13 protein-coding genes are annotated in these 18,133 nt (G+C 42.6%); 7 read left to right on the top strand and 6 right to left on the bottom strand.

Annotation, left to right across the window (positions count from 1 at the left end; translation table 11 throughout):
* Nucleotides 1–154: 154 nt before the first annotated feature.
* Nucleotides 155–1,423, bottom strand: coding sequence for a transcription termination factor Rho (gene rho, locus MST17_RS13060; protein ID WP_067731074.1), 1,269 nt, complete (start codon nucleotides 1,421–1,423; stop codon nucleotides 155–157).
* 323 nt (nucleotides 1,424–1,746) lie between these two features.
* Nucleotides 1,747–2,073 (bottom strand): thioredoxin, encoded by a 327-nt coding sequence (gene trxA, locus MST17_RS13055; RefSeq protein WP_078192629.1) that lies wholly within the window; start codon nucleotides 2,071–2,073, stop codon nucleotides 1,747–1,749.
* 266 nt (nucleotides 2,074–2,339) lie between these two features.
* Here trxA and ppx point away from each other — a divergent pair, with 266 nt between their 5' ends.
* Genes ppx through MST17_RS13030 form a run of 5 tightly spaced genes read left to right on the top strand, consistent with a single transcriptional unit; the run spans nucleotide 2,340 to nucleotide 7,449 of the window.
* A complete protein-coding gene (ppx, locus tag MST17_RS13050) occupies nucleotides 2,340–3,860 on the top strand; it encodes an exopolyphosphatase (protein WP_078192628.1) in 1,521 nt (506 codons plus the stop codon).
* Nucleotides 3,861–3,893: 33 nt separating this feature from the next.
* Entirely contained in the window at nucleotides 3,894–4,718 is an 825-nt protein-coding gene (locus MST17_RS13045) for an acetyl-CoA carboxylase carboxyltransferase subunit alpha (RefSeq protein WP_078189570.1), read from the top strand.
* Entirely contained in the window at nucleotides 4,655–6,031 is a 1,377-nt protein-coding gene (tilS, locus tag MST17_RS13040; RefSeq protein ID WP_180025962.1) for a tRNA lysidine(34) synthetase TilS, read from the top strand. Before MST17_RS13045 ends, tilS begins: the two co-directional genes overlap by 64 nt.
* On the top strand, nucleotides 6,028–6,858 hold the full coding sequence (gene proC / locus MST17_RS13035; RefSeq protein ID WP_078192626.1) for a pyrroline-5-carboxylate reductase: 831 nt from the start codon (nucleotides 6,028–6,030) through the stop codon (nucleotides 6,856–6,858). Before tilS ends, proC begins: the two co-directional genes overlap by 4 nt.
* Nucleotides 6,859–6,885: 27 nt before the next feature.
* Nucleotides 6,886–7,449, top strand: a complete 564-nt coding sequence (locus tag MST17_RS13030) for a YggT family protein (protein WP_078189567.1) — start codon at nucleotides 6,886–6,888, stop codon at nucleotides 7,447–7,449.
* Between the two features lie 148 nt (nucleotides 7,450–7,597).
* Here the strand turns inward: MST17_RS13030 and polA are convergent, their stop codons facing one another.
* On the bottom strand, nucleotides 7,598–10,363 hold the full coding sequence (polA, locus tag MST17_RS13025) for a DNA polymerase I (protein WP_180025961.1): 2,766 nt from the start codon (nucleotides 10,361–10,363) through the stop codon (nucleotides 7,598–7,600).
* Nucleotides 10,364–10,526: 163 nt separating this feature from the next.
* On the opposite strand from polA, the gene MST17_RS13020 reads away from it, so the two are divergent.
* On the top strand, nucleotides 10,527–13,313 hold the full coding sequence (locus tag MST17_RS13020) for a DUF2339 domain-containing protein (protein WP_180026030.1): 2,787 nt from the start codon (nucleotides 10,527–10,529) through the stop codon (nucleotides 13,311–13,313).
* A 122-nt stretch (nucleotides 13,314–13,435) separates the two neighbouring features.
* Here MST17_RS13020 and MST17_RS13015 read toward each other — a convergent pair whose 3' ends face one another.
* Both MST17_RS13015 and MST17_RS13010 read right to left on the bottom strand, forming a co-directional pair.
* Nucleotides 13,436–14,359: a mechanosensitive ion channel family protein gene (locus tag MST17_RS13015; protein WP_168379815.1), complete on the bottom strand. Its 924-nt coding sequence runs from the start codon at nucleotides 14,357–14,359 to the stop codon at nucleotides 13,436–13,438.
* 9 nt (nucleotides 14,360–14,368) lie between these two features.
* Nucleotides 14,369–15,190, bottom strand: a complete 822-nt coding sequence (locus MST17_RS13010) for a hypothetical protein (protein WP_180025960.1) — start codon at nucleotides 15,188–15,190, stop codon at nucleotides 14,369–14,371.
* A 100-nt stretch (nucleotides 15,191–15,290) separates the two neighbouring features.
* Between MST17_RS13010 and gspE the strand changes: the two genes are divergently transcribed.
* Entirely contained in the window at nucleotides 15,291–16,778 is a 1,488-nt protein-coding gene (gene gspE / locus MST17_RS13005; RefSeq protein WP_180025959.1) for a type II secretion system ATPase GspE, read from the top strand.
* A gap of 61 nt (nucleotides 16,779–16,839) precedes the next feature.
* Here gspE and MST17_RS13000 read toward each other — a convergent pair whose 3' ends face one another.
* A complete protein-coding gene (locus tag MST17_RS13000; protein ID WP_180025958.1) occupies nucleotides 16,840–18,087 on the bottom strand; it encodes a hypothetical protein in 1,248 nt (415 codons plus the stop codon).
* Nucleotides 18,088–18,133: the final 46 nt, after the last annotated feature.

Raw genomic sequence — 18,133 nt, 5'->3', positions numbered from 1 at the left:
TAAAAAGAATAGGGTTTTTTAAAATATATTTTTTATAATCATAAACTTGAAAATAAGTTTACATGGAAATCCATCAAATGTTTCTTTGTGTAACCAAAGTCAACCAAATAAAAAGGCCATCGTTATAGATGGCCTTTTCAGTCAAACATTCAACTTAGTTGGATGCTTTACGTTTCATTTGATCAAAGAAATCATCATTGGTTTTGGTTTCTTTCATACGATCAAGCAAGAATTCCATCGCTGCAAGTTCGTCTTGTGTATGAAGCAATTTACGTAAAATCCAAACTTTACGGAGGTTATCTTCAGACATTAGGCGCTCTTCACGACGTGTACCTGATTTTTTGATGTTCATCGCAGGGAACACACGTTTTTCAGCAATACGACGGTCTAGGGTAATTTCTTGGTTACCTGTACCTTTGAATTCTTCGTAGATCACTTCATCCATCTTACTGCCAGTTTCAATCAACGCAGTTGAGATAATTGTCAGTGAACCACCTTCTTCAATATTACGTGCTGCACCGAAGAAACGTTTTGGACGTTCTAAAGCATGGGCATCCACACCACCAGTAAGAACTTTACCAGATGAAGGGATTACAGTGTTGTAAGCACGTGCTAAACGAGTAATTGAGTCAAGTAAAATCACTACATCTTTTTTGTGTTCTACAAGACGTTTAGCTTTTTCAATCACCATCTCTGCAACTTGTACGTGACGAGCTGGTGATTCATCGAATGTTGAAGCAACTACTTCACCACGAACAGTACGTTCCATTTCTGTTACTTCTTCAGGACGTTCGTCAATTAGAAGGACAATCAAGAAACATTCAGGATTGTTACGAACAATCGACTGTGCGATGTTTTGTAACAACATGGTTTTACCCGCTTTTGGCGGTGCAACGATAATTGAACGTTGACCTTTACCAATCGGAGCAACCAAGTCAACCACACGCGCAGTTAAGTCTTCTGTTGTACCATTACCTAATTCCATTACCAATTGTTCGGTTGGAAATAAAGGTGTTAAGTTTTCGAAAAGAATCTTATTACGTGAGTTTTCTGGTGTGTCGTAGTTAATTTGATTAACTTTTAATAATGCAAAGTAACGTTCGCCTTCTTTAGGTGGACGAATCGTACCTGTAATAGTGTCACCAGTACGAAGGTTGAAGCGACGGATTTGTGATGGGCTCACATAGATATCGTCAGGGCCGGCTAGGTAAGAACCCGCTGCAGAGCGTAAGAAACCAAAGCCGTCCGACAGAATTTCTAGAACGCCATCACCAAAAATCTCTTCGCCGTTCATTGCGTGGCGCTTTAAGATGGCAAAAATAATATCTTGCTTACGGTTACGAGCCATTCCTTCGAGGCCCATAAACTCGGCAATCTTGATGAGTTCGCCAATCGGTTTTTTCTTGAGTTCGGTTAAGTTCATAGGTGGTCAGATAGAATCTAAAATTCTGAGGTACAGGTTGGAAAAGGGAGCAACAAATGTGCCGCGATCATGCAAGAAACGATAGCAATTGGTTTGCACAAAACAATTCAGAGATCTGATTCGTTATATGAAGAGAGATGTGAAAAACAATTCTGTTGCCGAGCGGCATTTTATGTGTTGTGTTGTAAGAAAATGACAGGATTTGAGATCCTTAATTTCTTGAGTAAACAATATAAGAGAGAACACAGCATTTGTCAATTTATCAACCAAAAAAATACGCTGTGTAAAACAGCGTATTTTCGAGTGTTATTATCGAAAAAATATTAGATGTTTTCTTCGATGAAAGCTGTCAATTTAGATTTTGGTGCGGCACCGACTTGGGTTGCTACAACTTCGCCGTTTTTAAACATTAATAATGCAGGAATGTTACGGATGTTGTAGTTTACAGCTGTTTGTTCGCAAGAAGTTACGTCTACTTTAACGATTTTAACTTTGCCTTCAAACTCAGTTGAAAGTACTTCAAGTACAGGTGCAATGGCTTTACAAGGAGCACACCAACCTGCCCAGAAATCTACAAGTACAGGAGTATCAGACTCTAGTACATCGGCTTGGAAGTTTTCATCAGTTGTATTTACGATATTGCCAGACATGGATTTTGCTCCGGAATTAATTTTTAAGTTGACTCTATGTTTATAAGTATTACATAGCCAACTATAACAATGTAGGGGGTTATGTAAATTTTCGACCTGAATGGTCAGTTTGTCTAATGGATGATCACGATGCCGATGATCGTGTATGACTATCATTGCTTTAGATAAAAAATCGATAAGTTCCGCCCGAACTACTCATAAATGGCTTTTAAATTGCATGTATGTGAATTAATCTAAGCACAATTCTGAACAGGTTTTTTTGAATAATGTCTGATTTTTTGATTGATGAAGAATTACTTGCTGCTATCGATATGGGATCGAACAGCTTCCACTTGGCTATCGCACGCGTAGACCATGGTGAAGTGAAAAAAGTTGCATCAATGTCAGAAAAAGTACAGCTTGCCGCAGGTCTAGACGAAAATAAAAATTTGACCGAAGCCGCACAGCAACGAGGATTAGCCTGCCTAGCACGTTTTGTGGGGCGTTTAAATCCTGTACAAGCTAACCGTTTACGTATTGTGGCGACTAATGCCTTGCGTCAAGCAAAAAATGGTCATGAATTTATCCAAAAAGCCGCTGAAATTTTACCAAAACCAATTGAAATCATTGCTGGTCGTGAAGAAGCCCGTCTAATTTATTTAGGGGTTTCACATACTATGGCAAATAGTGGTCGCCGCCTTGTGATTGATATCGGTGGGGGTTCAACAGAGTTGATTATTGGTGAAGAGTTTGAACCGATTCATACAGAATCTGTGCAAATGGGCTGTGTCGCTTTTACCAAAGCGTTTTTTGCTGATGGTGAAATTAACCTGAAAAGTTTTGATAAAGCGGTAAATGCTGCTCGCAAGGAAATCGCAGGCATTGCCAACACTTATAAAGCTGCGGGCTGGGATACTGTTGTCGGTTCAAGTGGCACGATCAAAGCATGTCGTCAGATTTGTGTCAATATGGGCTGGAGCAACGATCAGGAAGAACTGACACGTGACGGTTTATTTAAACTCAAAGATAAATTGCTTAAATATAAGCATGTCAATGAAATGGAATTTGATGGTCTAAAAGAAGACCGTCGAGCAGTTTTGCCAGCCGGCATTGCCATTTTGTATGCAGTCTTTGATGTGCTGAATATCGATAAATTGGTTTATTCTGATGGCGCGTTACGTGAAGGCGTGATGTACGACCTATTGGGACGTTTCCAACATGAAGATGTTCGAGATCGTTCTGTACATGCGTTGATGGGTCGCTACAACGCAGATATGAAACAAGCTGAACGTGTGGTAAATACCGCTCAACAACTGTTTAATGGTGTGGCGACCGCACTGAATTTGACCAGTGATGACAGTGATTTACTGCGTCGTGCAGCGTATTTGCATGAAATTGGCTTAGCGATCAGTCATAGTGGTTACCATCGTCATGGTGCTTATTTACTGCAACATTCGGATATTCCGGGTTTCTCACAAATTGATCAAAACCATTTGTCACATTTAGTGGCGCATCATCGTCGTAAGTTACGTAGTGACGCGCGCATTGATGTGATGAAAGTCGGTGGTAACAAACTTGTTTACTTATGTCTATTGCTTCGTTTAGCAGTTTTATTAAATCATAGTCGCAGCGATGAGATGCTTCCTGCCATTGAATTAAGCGTGGACAATGCGCAACAATGGCAACTTAGTGTTTCTGGTGATGCCAAACAGTGGCCTTTGTTGGTTGCAGACTTGCATGATGAGCAGGTGCAATTTAAGCATTGGGATATTGAACTGAATATCCAGTCGGAACAATTTATCAATTAACAGACCAGTTAAGTTAGGGATAATGATCGACCTATGAAAAATAAAGCAGCTCAATCTAAAGCCTGGACTACGGTTCAGATCGCACGTCATCCTGAACGTCCGCAGTTTTTGGATTATGTTGGCGAAATTTTTACAGAGTTCGATGCTTTGCACGGTGACCGCCTATTTGGTGATGACGGCGCGATGATTGGTGGTTTGGCTCGTTTAGATGGTCAGCCTGTGATGATCGTAGGTCAGCACCGTGGTCGTAGTACACGTGAAAAATTACAGCATAATTTTGGTATGAGTAACCCTGAAGGTTACCGTAAAGCACAGCGTTTATTGGATATGGCGGAGCGTTTTAATCTGCCTGTCTTTACCTTTATTGATACCATGGGTGCATACCCAGGCGTGGGTGCAGAAGAACGTGGTCAGGCTGAAGCGATTGCAACCAGTTTGGCTCAGCTTTCTTCACTTAAAGTGCCTGTAGTGGCAACGGTATTGGGTGAAGGCGGTTCGGGTGGTGCGCTCGGTATCGGCGTAGCTGACCGTGTGATTATGCTATCTCACAGTATTTATTCAGTGATTTCACCTGAAGGCTGTGCATCTATTTTGTGGAAAACTGCAGAGAAAGCAGAACAAGCAAGTGAAGCATTGGCATTGACGGCAGATAAATTGCAGAAGATGGGCATTGTGGAATACGTGGTGGACGAAGCGGAAGGGGCACATTTAAACCCTGAAAAAGTCATGCAGGATTTGAAAGTGGTCTTGAAGCAAGCTCTAGAAGAACTGCAACCAATGGATGCAAACGAACGATGCGAAGCGCGTTATCAGCGTTTAATGAAGTTTGGCAGCGACAATTTAGGGCTGACTGCTTAAGTCAAATTCAGGCGCTGCCTGAACAAAGCCGATTTTTAATAGGATGTAGTGGTGGCATGGATTCCATGTTGCTGCTGCATCTTATGTCGTTTTTGTGCCCTGAAAAAATGCGGGTAATTTATATTGATCACCAACTACAAGATTGTAGTCATGCTTGGGGCGAATTTGTACGTGCTCAATGTAAAGCGCTGAATTTGCCATTCATTATACAGAAAGTCCAGGTTGCGCAAGGTAACCTTGAAAATCAAGCACGCTCGGCCCGCTATCAAGCCTTTGCCCAACATTTACAAGCAGATGAAATATTGGTACTCGCGCATCATCAGCAAGATCAAGCCGAGACACTGATGTTGCGGCTACTTTCAGGTGCGGGTGTCCATGGCCTTGCTGCCATGAAAAAATTCGATGTACGTGAAGATTTTGCTTTATGGCGTCCGCTATTGGATCTTTCACGTGAGCAAATTTGCCAATGGGCAGCACAACTGCATGTGCAAAATATTCAAGATCTCACTAATTTTGATACCGACTATGACCGCGCGTGGAGTCGTGAAATTCTATGGCCTGTACTCAGTGGTCGATTTCCTAAAATGCAGCAAGCCCTGAGTCGAACCAGTTATTTGATGCAAGATGCTGATGAAATTTTACACGAGGTGTTGCAACAAGATTTGGCAGCCTGTGGTTCATCGCAAACTTTATCTTTAGTGGTTTTACAACAGCTCAGTCTGGCACGTCAGCGTCAGTTGTTATCGCACTGGATGAAAGGTGAGGGGCAATATCGTCCAAGCTTTGAAATGGTACAGCGTTTAGTTTCAGAAGTGATTAACTCACGCGAAGACTCGCAAGCGGCACTACACTGGAATGGATTTTATTATCTGCGCTTTCAACAGCAACTTCATCGGATTGCCAAAGCGGATTATCTGCCAGCAGAATCCATTCAAGAGGTTGAAGTTGTAACTTGTGTTGCAGGTCAGTGCCTCAAGTTGCCTGCCGGCCATTTTGTGATTCAACCCTCAGAGGTTGGCTTATCACCTGAATTATTGGGGCAGCAACTGCAGATACGCCCACGCCTTGGCGGTGAAAAAATTCATTTATATGGGCGTGTCGGAGGTTGGCCGTTGAAAAAAGCCATTCAGCAGGCGCAAATTTTTCCATGGCAGCGTCATACTATTCAAATATTAAGCCGAGATAATGTTATGCTAGGCGTCTTTACGCCTCAGGGCTTTTGGTTGGCGCAGTCTGAATTTTGTACTCAAGCTGGCTGGCAACCAACATTATCTCTTAACGCTAAATCTGCAATATCGGATCTTCAATCATGAGCGCAATTCTAAATTGTAATATCAGTTTCATTGGTGGCGGCAACATGGCACAGGCTTTAATTGGTGGCCTAATTGCACGTGGTGTCCCGACTACACGTATTACAGTTTCGGATCCCGTAGAAAAAGTACGTGAGCTTTTGGCTGAAAAAGATTTGCATGTGACCGATGATAATGTTGCAGCAATTCGAGAAGCTGACATTGTACTTTTTGCAGTTAAGCCTCAGGTGTTGGCAAAAGTTTTGGCACCATTACAAGGGTTGCTAGAAGGGAAGTTGGTAATTTCAATTGTTGCAGGTGCAGAAATTGCAACGATTTCAAAATTATTAGGCACAGAGCGTATTGTTCGTGTCATGCCAAATACGCCGGCTTTAGTTCAAACCGGTGCGCATGGTTTGTATGCAGGTGAAGCTGTTTCAGCTGAAGATCGTGATCTTGCAAGTCAAGTTTTGGCTTCAACGGGTTTAACACTTTGGGTAAACTCGGAAGCGCAGATTGATGCGGTAACAGCTGTTTCTGGCTCAGGTCCTGCATACTTTTTCTATATGATGGAAAGTATGATCCGTGCAGGTAAAAACATGGGCTTGGATGAAAAGGTAGCTACAGCGCTAACCTTGCAAACTGCATTGGGCGCTGCACAAATGGCGATTACCAGTGCCAACAGTCCTGCGGAGTTGCGTAAAAATGTAACCTCTCCAAACGGTACAACACAAGCTGCGATTGAAGTATTTGATCATGCTCAAATTTCACAAAATATTCAGGCCGCTTTAGCCGCAGCGCAAAAGCGTAGCCAAGAGTTGGCACAAGAGTTAAGCGAAAGCACCAAATAATTCGATTTGATTTAGGAAAGTTCAAGTATGGGCTCTGCTCAAATTTTTGGAATCATTATTAACGTTGCAATTTTGCTCGTATTTTTCCGTTTTTTAATGCAGCTTGCTGCCGTGAGTCCATATAACCCTGTGGTTTTGGCAACAGCAAAAGCAACAAAAATTGTCGACATCTTTAGCCGAATTTTCCCAACTTTGGCCAAAGGTCGAGTGAATACCGCAGCATTGGTGTTGGTGGTGATTCTGTATTTGTTAAAAATGTTTGGTTTGATGTATTTGTCCGGCGTGGCAGTGAATAGCCCATTCCATCTGATCATTATGACCTTTGTGACCATGATTCAGGATTTAATCCGTTTCTGTCGTTACTTAATTTTTGCATCGATTATTTTGAGTTGGGTGGTGATGTTTAGTCAGTCACGTTCGCCTTATATTGAAGTGGTTCAAGAGTTGGCAGAACCGCTACTTGCGCCATTCCGGCGTATTCTTCCAAATATGGGGATGATTGACTTGTCGCCAATTTTTGCGATTTTGGCATTGTTGGTTGCGGAAACTATTATGAAGCAAGTCGCAATTGCATTATTGACTGGTCTTTAATCTGAGCTAAGACGAGTTAAATTAAAAAGGACGCCGAGGCGTCCTTTTTTTGTGGATTTAAATTGAGGTGTAAAACAATAAATATCTACGAGGAGATATCTCACCTCCATGCCAACCTTCCTCCTAGAGGGAGAAAGGCGTGAATGAATTAGTGCGCTTCGTCCCAGTTATTGCCTTGACCCACTTCTACAATCAGTGGAACGGAAATTTTCAACACAGACTGCATCACTTCAGTCAGTTGTGCAGAGAGTTCATCGGCAATTGCAGCATCAACTTCAAACACCAATTCATCGTGTACTTGCAGTAACATTTTGGCTTGATCTTTAGGTAAGATTTTATCGACGGCAATCATGGCCAATTTAATAATATCCGCCGCAGAACCTTGTAGTGGTGCATTGATCGCTGCACGTTCAGCGCCTTGTTTCACCATTTTGTTGCTCGCCATAATGTCCGGTGTATACAGACGACGACCTAAAATAGTTTCCACAAAACCTTGTTCACGTGCCACTTGGCGAGTACGTTCCATATATTCCAAAACACCAGGGTAGCGTTGGAAGTATTTACCAATATAGTTACGTGACTCTTCACGAGTGAAACCTAGCTGACGAGTCAAACCAAATTCAGACATGCCATAGAGCAGACCGAAGTTCACCGCTTTGGCTTGACGACGTTGGTTGCTAGTCACTTCGTCGAGTGGAATGCCCAAAACTTCTGCCGCAGTACGTTTATGTACATCTTGCCCATGATTGAAGGCATCGACCAAGGCATGATCTTGCGAGAAATGCGCCATTAAACGTAATTCGATTTGCGAATAATCGGCTGCCAATAAAATGCGACCTTCAGGTGCAATAAAGGCTTTACGGATTTGACGTCCAATATCTTCACGGACAGGAATGTTCTGTAAGTTTGGATCGGTAGATGACAAACGACCTGTAGCCGTTAAAGCTTGGTGGTAACTGGTATGCACACGATGTGTGTCATTATTCACTTGCTTTAACAGACCGTCGGTATAGGTGCTTTTCAGTTTAGAGAGACCACGATATTCCAAAATTAAATCAGTAATCGGATGATCGATTTTTTCTAACACACTTTCACTGGTGCTGTACTGACCAGTAGAGGTCTTTTTGCCACCTTTTAAACCTAATTTATCAAACAGAATTTCACCCACTTGTTTTGGCGAGCTGACATTGAAGCTTTGACCCGCAAGATCGGTAATTTCGGTTTCTAAATTTTGAATGGTATTGGCAAATTCCACACCAAGTTGGTCGAGGAAGTTCATATCTAGCTCAATGCCGTTTTCTTCCATAGAGGTTAGAACACGGGCAACCGGCATTTCAATATTGTGCAAAATATTGATCAGCTCCGGGCGAGCTTGTAACTTCTTATCGAGTACTTCATATAGACGATAGGTCACATGGGCATCTTCTGCGGCATAATGTGCTGCCGTTTCAAGCTCAATTTGGTTAAAGGTCTTTTGTTTTGCACCTTTGCCCGCCACTTGTTCGAACGTCGTTGTGAGATGACTTAAATACAAACGTGCGACGTCATCCATCCCATGACGTGTAGCCACAGAGTTAAGGACATAAGAGGCCAACATGGTATCGAAATACCAACCTGCCAAATGAATGCCATGATTTTCTAAGACATGTGCATCATACTTGAGATGATGACCAATTTTTTGTACGTCATTATCTTCAAGTAAAGGTTTGAGTTGATTCAGAATTGTGTCGCGATCAAGTTGTTGCGGCGCAGCTTCATAATCATGCGCAAGCGGCACGTAATAGGCATCATGTGCATCTAAAGCCACCGAGAAACCCACAATCTGCGCTACGCGGTAGTCGAGGCTAGTGGTTTCGGTATCAAAGGCAAAACGCTTTTCAGTACTTAGACGCTTGAATAACACATCCCAATCTTCTTGGGTCAATACCGTGTGATACCGAGCTTCGCCAAGTAAATCATCAACACTGGTTTTGTCCGCTTGATCTTCTACTTCAGGTGCATTGGCTACAGTCGCCGTGGTGTTGATGGCTTTGGCTGCTTGTTTGTAGGTTGCGCCATTGGGGTTGTTCGGATGATCTAAAGACTGCAGTTGGTTACGGAATTCTAGTTCCGTATATAAATCACGCAGTGCTGGAATATTTGGGTCGGCAAGTTTCAAATCTTCGTATTTAAGGCCCATGTCGAGGTCACAAACGATGCTCGCCAGTTGGTGGTCAAGAGCAATTCCTTCGACATTGTCTTTAATGTTTTGACCGACTTTACCTTTAATACTGTCAACATTTTCTAAAATGCCGCCAATCGAGCCGTACTCGGTTAAAAGTTTCGCTGCCGTTTTTGCGCCAACACCGGGCACACCACGAATGCCGTCAGAGGCGTCGCCCATCAGCGTGAGGTAGTCAATGATTTGATTCGGCCACACCCCAAATTTTTCAAAAACGCCTTGAACGTCCATCGGTTTGTCTTTGAAGCTGTCTTCTAAAGTGACACGCTCAGTAACGAGCTGCGCCATGTCTTTGTCACCGGTGGAGATCAAAACTTGATGACCGGCTGCTTCAGCGCGTTTGGCCAAAGTTCCGATAATGTCATCGGCTTCAGCGCCCGGCAACATATGCAGCGGAATTCCAAGAGCACGAATTAATGCATGAAGATATGGAATTTGTTGTGATAATTCTTCAGGCATACTTGGACGGTCACCCTTATAAATCGGGGACAATTCATGACGGAAGGTTGGTTCAGGTGTGTCGAAAATAACGGCCATATGCGTCGGTTGAATACGACGCATTAATTTTTGGATGGCAGAAATGGCACCTCGGATTGCATTGGTATGCAAACCGGTTGAAGTGGTTAATGGTGGCAGTGCATGGTAGGCACGAAATAAAAAGTATGAGCCATCGACCAAGACAAATGGTGGCATGGATAATTTCCTAATCCTGAAAACGGTTTTATTGTACGTGATTTTTTGCCCGTACGCTGAGTCTAGATTGTATATGTAACTTACCGAATCACTGATGAATAGTTTTAATCCATCGGTCAGGCTCATGTATCATCAAAACATTCAGGAAAATGACGAAGCAGGTATGCTGAAACAGAATAATGAAATCAAGATGATTTGGTTGATGATGCTGATCATGGTGGGGATCGGGGCATGGTACTTAGATGTCCGTATCCTGAGTTATATCAGCGGCATCGGTTTTATGCTCAGTGTGATGAATTATGTTGATGATTTGCAGCACGGCGCTGATGCACTGAGCTCATCAAAACAAGCATTTCAAGTGACATCAAAGGTTCCGTTATATATTGCATCGTTATTAACGGTCGTTGGACTTTTAACCGAGCTAGGATATTTGGTTGCGATCGGGATTAGCCAGTGGGTCTATTTTTTTCTGCGTTGGCTGAAACGATTAGAACGTCAGCTGCATTTATTGCAAGGACGTGCGCTTCAGTCGCAATCGAGTCATGTGGCTACTTCAATGTCAGCATCGACAATAGACCGTCCTGAAAATTTTGATTCTGACGATACACCATCTGTACATCCCGCGACTGCAATTGGTACAGCTAGACATCAGGCAACATTCAATTCAACGCCTTCTAATACACCATCCAAGTCTGCGCCAAATCTATCTAGTCAAATTCAGCAATGGCTTTTCCAAGGTAATCCTGTGTTAAAAGTGGCGGTGTTGGTCTTGGTGATTGGCGTGGTGCTCTTACTTAGATTTGCCACAGAGCACTGGCAACTGAGCTTAGCCATGAAGCTGTTGATTGTGAGCTTGATCAGTGCTGGTGTTGTCGGACTGGGTTTTTGGCTACAAACCAAAAACCGCAGTTTTGCCTTGGCGCTAGAAGGTTTAGGTCTTGCAGCGCTGTTTTTGACTTTATTTTTTGCCTATTACAATGCCGTGATTTCGGGCTTTAGCATAGCCTGTGTACTGTATGCAGCGCTTATGGCATTGACGATTTGGCTCAGTTTGAAACAGCAGTCGGTAGAACTGGCAATCATGGCGATGCTGATTGCCTATCTTGCGCCATTTACCTTGCCTGTTCGTGATGCAACTGCAACGGAATTTATTGCCTATTATCTTGTGATTAATATTGCTGTTGCGGTCATGAGTACTTTAAGACCGTGGAAATATCTGAATCAAATCGCATTTTTGATGACGGTGATTATGGGTGGTGGATATGCTTTTTACCACGGATACACCACCGAACGTCAGATGATGAGCGTGTTGGTTTTAGCTCACGCTGCGATTTTTATTTGGCTCGGTTTTCGTTTTAGTCAGTTATTGGCGAAACAAGATCTTGAGCATTTTCAGCTTAAACCTGCCTTGGATATTGCACTGATTTTTGCCGCACCAGTGCTTGCTTATCTGGCATTGTATTTGATGTATTTTGAGGAAACGGTATTGCAGGCGGGGTATAGCTTGCTATTCGCAGCGCTTTTTGCCGTACTGTATAGCATCAGTAAACGCAGTGCTGTGATTCCACTGATTGCACAAAGTTATTTGAGTTTGACCTTAATTTTCTTGGCATTGATTCCACCGATAGTATTGAAAGAGCAGTGGAGTGTAGTTGGTTGGGCAGTTGAAGGTGCGTTGATATTTATATATGCCCTATACAAGCAGTCCAATATCAGCCGTTATTTAGGCATGGCGCTCTTGGTGATGGCGGGTTGTTCAAGTCTGTATTATTTGGTTCAACTGCCACATTTCCCTGCACAGATGTATTGGGGCGTGTGTTTGAGCTATTTGGCGGCCATTATCGTGACGCACGCTGTTCCTGCATTTCATAAACAGCTTTCAAGTTCGAGTATTGCCTTTCAATGTGTGCAAATGCTCTCAGCAACCACCATGTTCATCATGTTGCTCTTAGATTGGTTGCAGACTAGCCATCAATTGGCCTTGAGTCTATTGATCGTCAGTCTTGTCTATCTGGTGGTGAATGAAGGCTTGTTAAAACGAAACGCTTCGTGGAGTTGGTCCATCATTAAGTGGACGGGTCTAGTGCCTGTTTATGTGATGGGGCTGTACCAAGTTATTTCAGTGAGTGAAAACGGTCAGTTACTTTGGCATTCAACGATGGAGCAGATTTATTTTGCATTCGCTGGGCTGAGCTTGACGCTGCTTTGGCTACGACCGTTAGTCGGTGTGCGTGAAGAAAAAGAGTGGGTCAGTCTCGGAATTTTAAGCAGCTTGGCGTGGACCAGTCTGACGTTGATACCCAGTATGCCGTATATCAGTGTGGTAATTTTGCCGCTGTTATTTTGTGCATGGTGTTATTGGCAAGCGCAGCAACCGGCCTGGAAAATGTTTTGGCAAGCGCGTAGCAGTTTGTTTTTGGCTTTAATTTGGATCATTAGTTCGCAATTATTTAGTCAGCAGGCCTTTGTGGGATATATCTTGCCGATACTGAATCCTTTTGATGCAGTGAGTTTGCTGTTGTTAGCGGCTTTTTTATGGATGTTGAATCAACAGTTAAAAGCTGGTTTAGATCGTAGCTTGGCTGCCGTGTTGAGTGTCCTAGGGCTACTTTGGTTAAGTAGCTATGTTGTGCTCCGTGCCTTACATAGGTATCTGGATACACCTTATAACAGTTTAGACATTTGGAGTAATGCGACCATTCAGCTGAGTTTTACCGTGCTGTGGGTGTTATTGGCTTTGGTGAGTATGCGCTTTGCCGCTCAGCGTCAATTACGTTCAGTTTGGCTGCTCGGCGGCAGTATTTTGGTCTTGGTCACTTTGAAATTGGTCTTGCTGGATTTATCTCATGTCGGCACACTCATGCGAGTGATTTCATTTATGGCGGCAGGTTTTGCCATGCTTTTGATTGCCTATATTGCACCCATGCCGAATGACAAGATTGAACCATGATGAAGTTCTTAAACGTACTAGATCACTAAGCTGTAGAGGTCGTTGGCTATAAATAGTAGATAATAAAAAAGCCCTGCACATTTGATGATATGCAGGGCTTTTTATATCAATTCTATAAACCATTATTTGAGTTGAGGCTCTCGTTGAATCTCTTGTGCATTGGCATATTGATCGACGTCAGCATCGTTTACTTGTGTAGAAAGCGGGTGGTCAACAAAACCCATTTTCGGTACAGGGATTTCAATTTTATTTTCTACAAAGGCATTACGAATCCGTTCTTGCATCTCATCGCGGACTTTTAGGAAATTCTCTCTTTGACACCAAATGGCAAAAAGCAGCTCAATGGAAGATTCTCGAAAGGCAGTGACGGTCACGGCAGGTTTAGGATCGGCCAAGACCAATGGATATTTACTGACGGCATCTAATAAAACTTCGCGGACTTTGATGATGTCTTCATGAAAGTTAATCGCAAGGGTAATTGGAATGCGCCGTATTGGAAACTTAGACAAGTTATGTACAGGTGCCCGAATCAGTTGTTCATTCGGCAAACGGACATAGACATTGTCCTGCGTGAGTAATTTGACCGACAGTAAATCAATCGAGATCACTTCACCTTCAATGGTATGCCCACGAATCAGTGTTAATTGAATGGTATCACCGACTTCAAAAGAACCTTCACCGATCAAGAACATCCCGCTGATCAGGTTGGATGCGGACGTTTGCGAGGCAAAACCCAGTGCGACCGTTAAAATACCCGCTGCACCCAAGAACACGCTGAGTTTAAAGCCGGCTTCTTTTAAACTGGCCATCACAAAGATTAAAAAGATGAAATAGAAAATCCCGCGACGCCAAACCAACTGCTGATGGGCATTGAAACGCATACCTACAGTACGAATAAAGGTATTCGAGATAAAACGGGCAATCAGAAAGCCGATGACTGCCAATAATACAGCCACCAATAATTCCGTCAGCCGATCAGTATTGAGATTGGCGACCATTCCTTTTAGGCTGCTGGTAATTTCTGTCGAAATATTTAAATCTGCCATGGCTCACCGTTAGAAAAATGAATCAAACATATTGAACAGCACATTGGCTGACTCGCGTGGCGGATGCAGATAAATCACGTCACCTGCTTGTGGCGGTGTACGGTTTTCAATTTTGACCCGCGGCGGTTTGTCATGACCCTCATGCACGACCCGAATTTGTGAAGTCCATAAACGTCCTGTACTTTCACTATAAAATAATGGCAAAGCCGGTACAGGGACATTCATACGGTCAAAGCGAATCTGTTGATTACTCACGTTATGAAACTCAATAGGGGTTACAGCACGAAAAGCACGAGGTTTGAGTTGTTTAAGTTCTGTACGACCATCAACTGCTGTGGCATAGCAAATTTCACCCATTCGATGGTTCGGACCAAACCAGGTATCTTTTGGTAGAATCACAGGTATATCAAACAAAGGTTCTCTAAGACCTTCGACAAAACCAGCAATCCAAAGCGGTGTGCTGATATATAGCGTTCCGCGCTGTCCAGCTGGAATATAAATCGGATCGACTGGTTTAATCACCACAGACCGATCGGCCAAACGTGGCATGATTTGAATTTTGTCATGTGTCTGGCGGAACATATAACGTTCCATTTTAATGGGCTGTGGAAAACCAAATTCAGGGTCTTGAATCGGATGCCATTGCTGCTCATAGTCAAACTGAAAGGTCGGGCGATGGTATTCCATACGCCACTCTTGCATGCCGCGCGTTACACGGAACAATAAAGACCCAAACTGCCAACTGCGCGGGTGATTCAGTTCAAATTGATATTCCCCCCACCATTTAATTTTTGGATTACTTTTTTCAGTGATTTCGTTCTCTAATGGCAATGCGTATATCCCTTGTCCTGATAAATCCTAAAAACAGACTTCACGCTGTCAGATGCTTAGAGTACACTCAAAACAACTTTTTTCATCATTATAATGCGTGATGCAAGTACTTAAACAATTACAAATACCATATAGTTTTGCCAAACGTCATGGCGTATTGCTTCGATATGAGGGTGATCAAGCTTTTATTGTACGTCGTGACAGCACGCCACTGCTGGCTTTACAAGAAGCACGTCGCTATTTAGGGCATCCTGCACAATATCAATTATGTAGTGAGCAAGAGTTTAATCAATTACTCAGTGCAAGCTTTGCCGGAGACACCGGTGAGTCTCAACAAGTGGCAGCGGGTCTGGAAGATCATCCTGATTTACTTAGCCTTGCGGACTCTGTACCAGAAGCTGAAGATTTGATGGATCAGGAGGATGATGCGCCGATTGTACGGTTAATCAATGCCTTATTGTCTGAAGCGATCCGTGTCGGGGCTTCAGATATTCATATCGAATCTTTTGAAAAAAAGCTGTCTGTCCGCTTACGTGTCGATGGTCAGTTACGTGAAATTGTGCAGCCACGTCGTGAACTAGCACCACTGTTGGTGTCACGTATCAAAGTCATGGCTAAACTCGATATTGCAGAAAAGCGAATTCCACAAGATGGTCGTATTTCACTACGTTTGGCGGGCCGAGAAGTCGATGTTCGTGTATCAACCTTACCATCTTCCTATGGTGAACGTGTGGTGATGCGTTTACTCGATAAACAAGCTGGGCGTTTAAACATGACCCATTTGGGCTTGATGCAGCATGACTATGATCGATTGAAACAACTGGTACATCGTCCGCATGGCATTATTTTGGTTACGGGACCAACGGGTTCGGGTAAAACCACCACCTTATATGCGGCATTGTCTGATCTAAATGATGGTTCAAAAAATATTTTGACTGCGGAAGATCCAATTGAGTATCAACTTGAAGGGATCGGGCAGACGCAGGTCAATACCAAAGTGGATATGACCTTTGCTCGTGCATTAAAAGCCATGCTTCGACAAGACCCAGATGTGGTGATGGTCGGGGAGATTCGTGATTTAGAAACTGCTGAAATTGCAGTACAAGCGTCATTAACGGGCCATTTGGTACTTTCAACGCTGCATACCAATACAGCAATCGGTGCAGTGACCCGTCTTAAAGACATGGGGATTGAACCCTTTCTACTGTCAAGCTCATTGATAGGTGTTGTGGCACAGCGTTTGGTTCGAACCTTGTGCCGTAATTGTGCGACTTGGCATGATGCCGATGATTTTGAAAAAGACTTATTTAGGCATCTCGATGCATCGGCTGAATTAAAATTGCCTCAACCTAAAGGCTGTGAACAATGCTCGCATACTGGATTTACAGGGCGTACCGCAATTTATGAAATCGTCCCGATTGATGAGCAAACACGTCGCCTCATCCATGGTAATGCTGCTGAATATGAGTTGGAAAATTATGCGCGCCGTGATGCAAGCTCCATCCGTGATGATGGCCTGCGTAAGGTGCTGGCGGGTAAAACCACGATGGAAGAAGTGCTGCGCGTGACGAATGAAGCTGCGGAATAATAGTTGTTCATAATATTTAAAAGAAAAGATGCACATCAATGTGCATCTTTTCTTTTAAGCTCTAGTTTTTCTTTAGATAGGGAGCTAATGCAGTGCCTGCTTCTCTGACCAACTCCATTAATACCTGATATTCTTTATAGCTATCATTTAAATATTCAAGTTCAGCATCTCTTTTTTCATTACTCAGAATGTTTTGATGAAATTGATAACGCTCTTCAAGATATTCTTTGTCCAATCCTAAAGCAATAATCATAAGTTCTTGTGACCAATGCATTTGCACGAGCACATGATCCAGTGCATCCCCATAAGCCCATGCTTGCAGACTTTGCAAATTTCCATCTGAAAAGTGTTTATTAAGGAACTTCACAAATTTATCAAATTCCTGAAAAAACGTTTTAACTCCATAAGCACTTTCCCATTTGCGGCTTACAATATCAAAATTTAAGCGATAAGATTCAGACGAGTTTTTCCTTGTAATATCTCTTATATCTGCTATATCAATTCTAAATTTTAGTTTCTTTCCAAATTTCTCTTTTAACTCAGGTGTTAAAAAGTGATTAGACAGATCAAACGAAAAATCTATATTGTGAGATTCAATAAATCCCCAAAGAATAAATTGAAGTTGGTAGAAAATATTCCGTGTTTCACAAATAAAATTAAAAGATCTATGTGTATTATTTACTGCAGTCTTGGCATCTGAATCATTTTCGTCAAGTTCCATAAAATCATATTTTTTACAAAATATATGTAATTCATATTTTTTTAACAGTGGATGCTGTGAGCACCATAAATTGAATAATTCTTCTGCATTTTTTATATTTCGCGGTGCTTCAATATTATCCAAATCAAAACTTTGCTGTTCCGAACTTAAAGGTTCTAAATAAGACTTTAAAACTTGAGCCACTGCATCAGCTGGAACTTGTAAAACACTGAAGCCCCAAACCGCAAAGCGCGGTTCATAAAACCCCACACCCGTTTCCTTAACAGCTTCATAAAATACCCGATACAGTGCATCGCCCTGAGCAATATGGTCAAAATGATCCAGCTCCAGAACCGCACGTGGTTCAGCTAAAATTTCTTGCTGTAAGTTTATGCACCATTGCTTTGTTTCTTCTGTGAAATAATCACTATAGGCATCATCCGTTACTTTGTTAAGCATAAATTCAGCCCAGTCTTTTATCTTTCTCCCCTTGGCAGGTGTATTTCGATGCTTTTGGTAAAGTTCATAAGCTGTGCGTTCAGATTCATTCAAATTTGGAATTTTAGCTGTAACTTCAGGCTCCCATAAATAGACTGCGCCTAATGACATATTTTCCCCTCAAATTAATGACAATTTTTAATGTTAAAAATACTTT

This window comes from Acinetobacter sp. YH16056_T (assembly GCF_024605895.1).
GTDB classification, from domain to species: domain Bacteria; phylum Pseudomonadota; class Gammaproteobacteria; order Pseudomonadales; family Moraxellaceae; genus Acinetobacter; species Acinetobacter amyesii.
The sequence above is the reverse complement of the archived record's forward strand: the minus strand, read 5'-3'. Positions and strand labels throughout refer to the sequence as shown.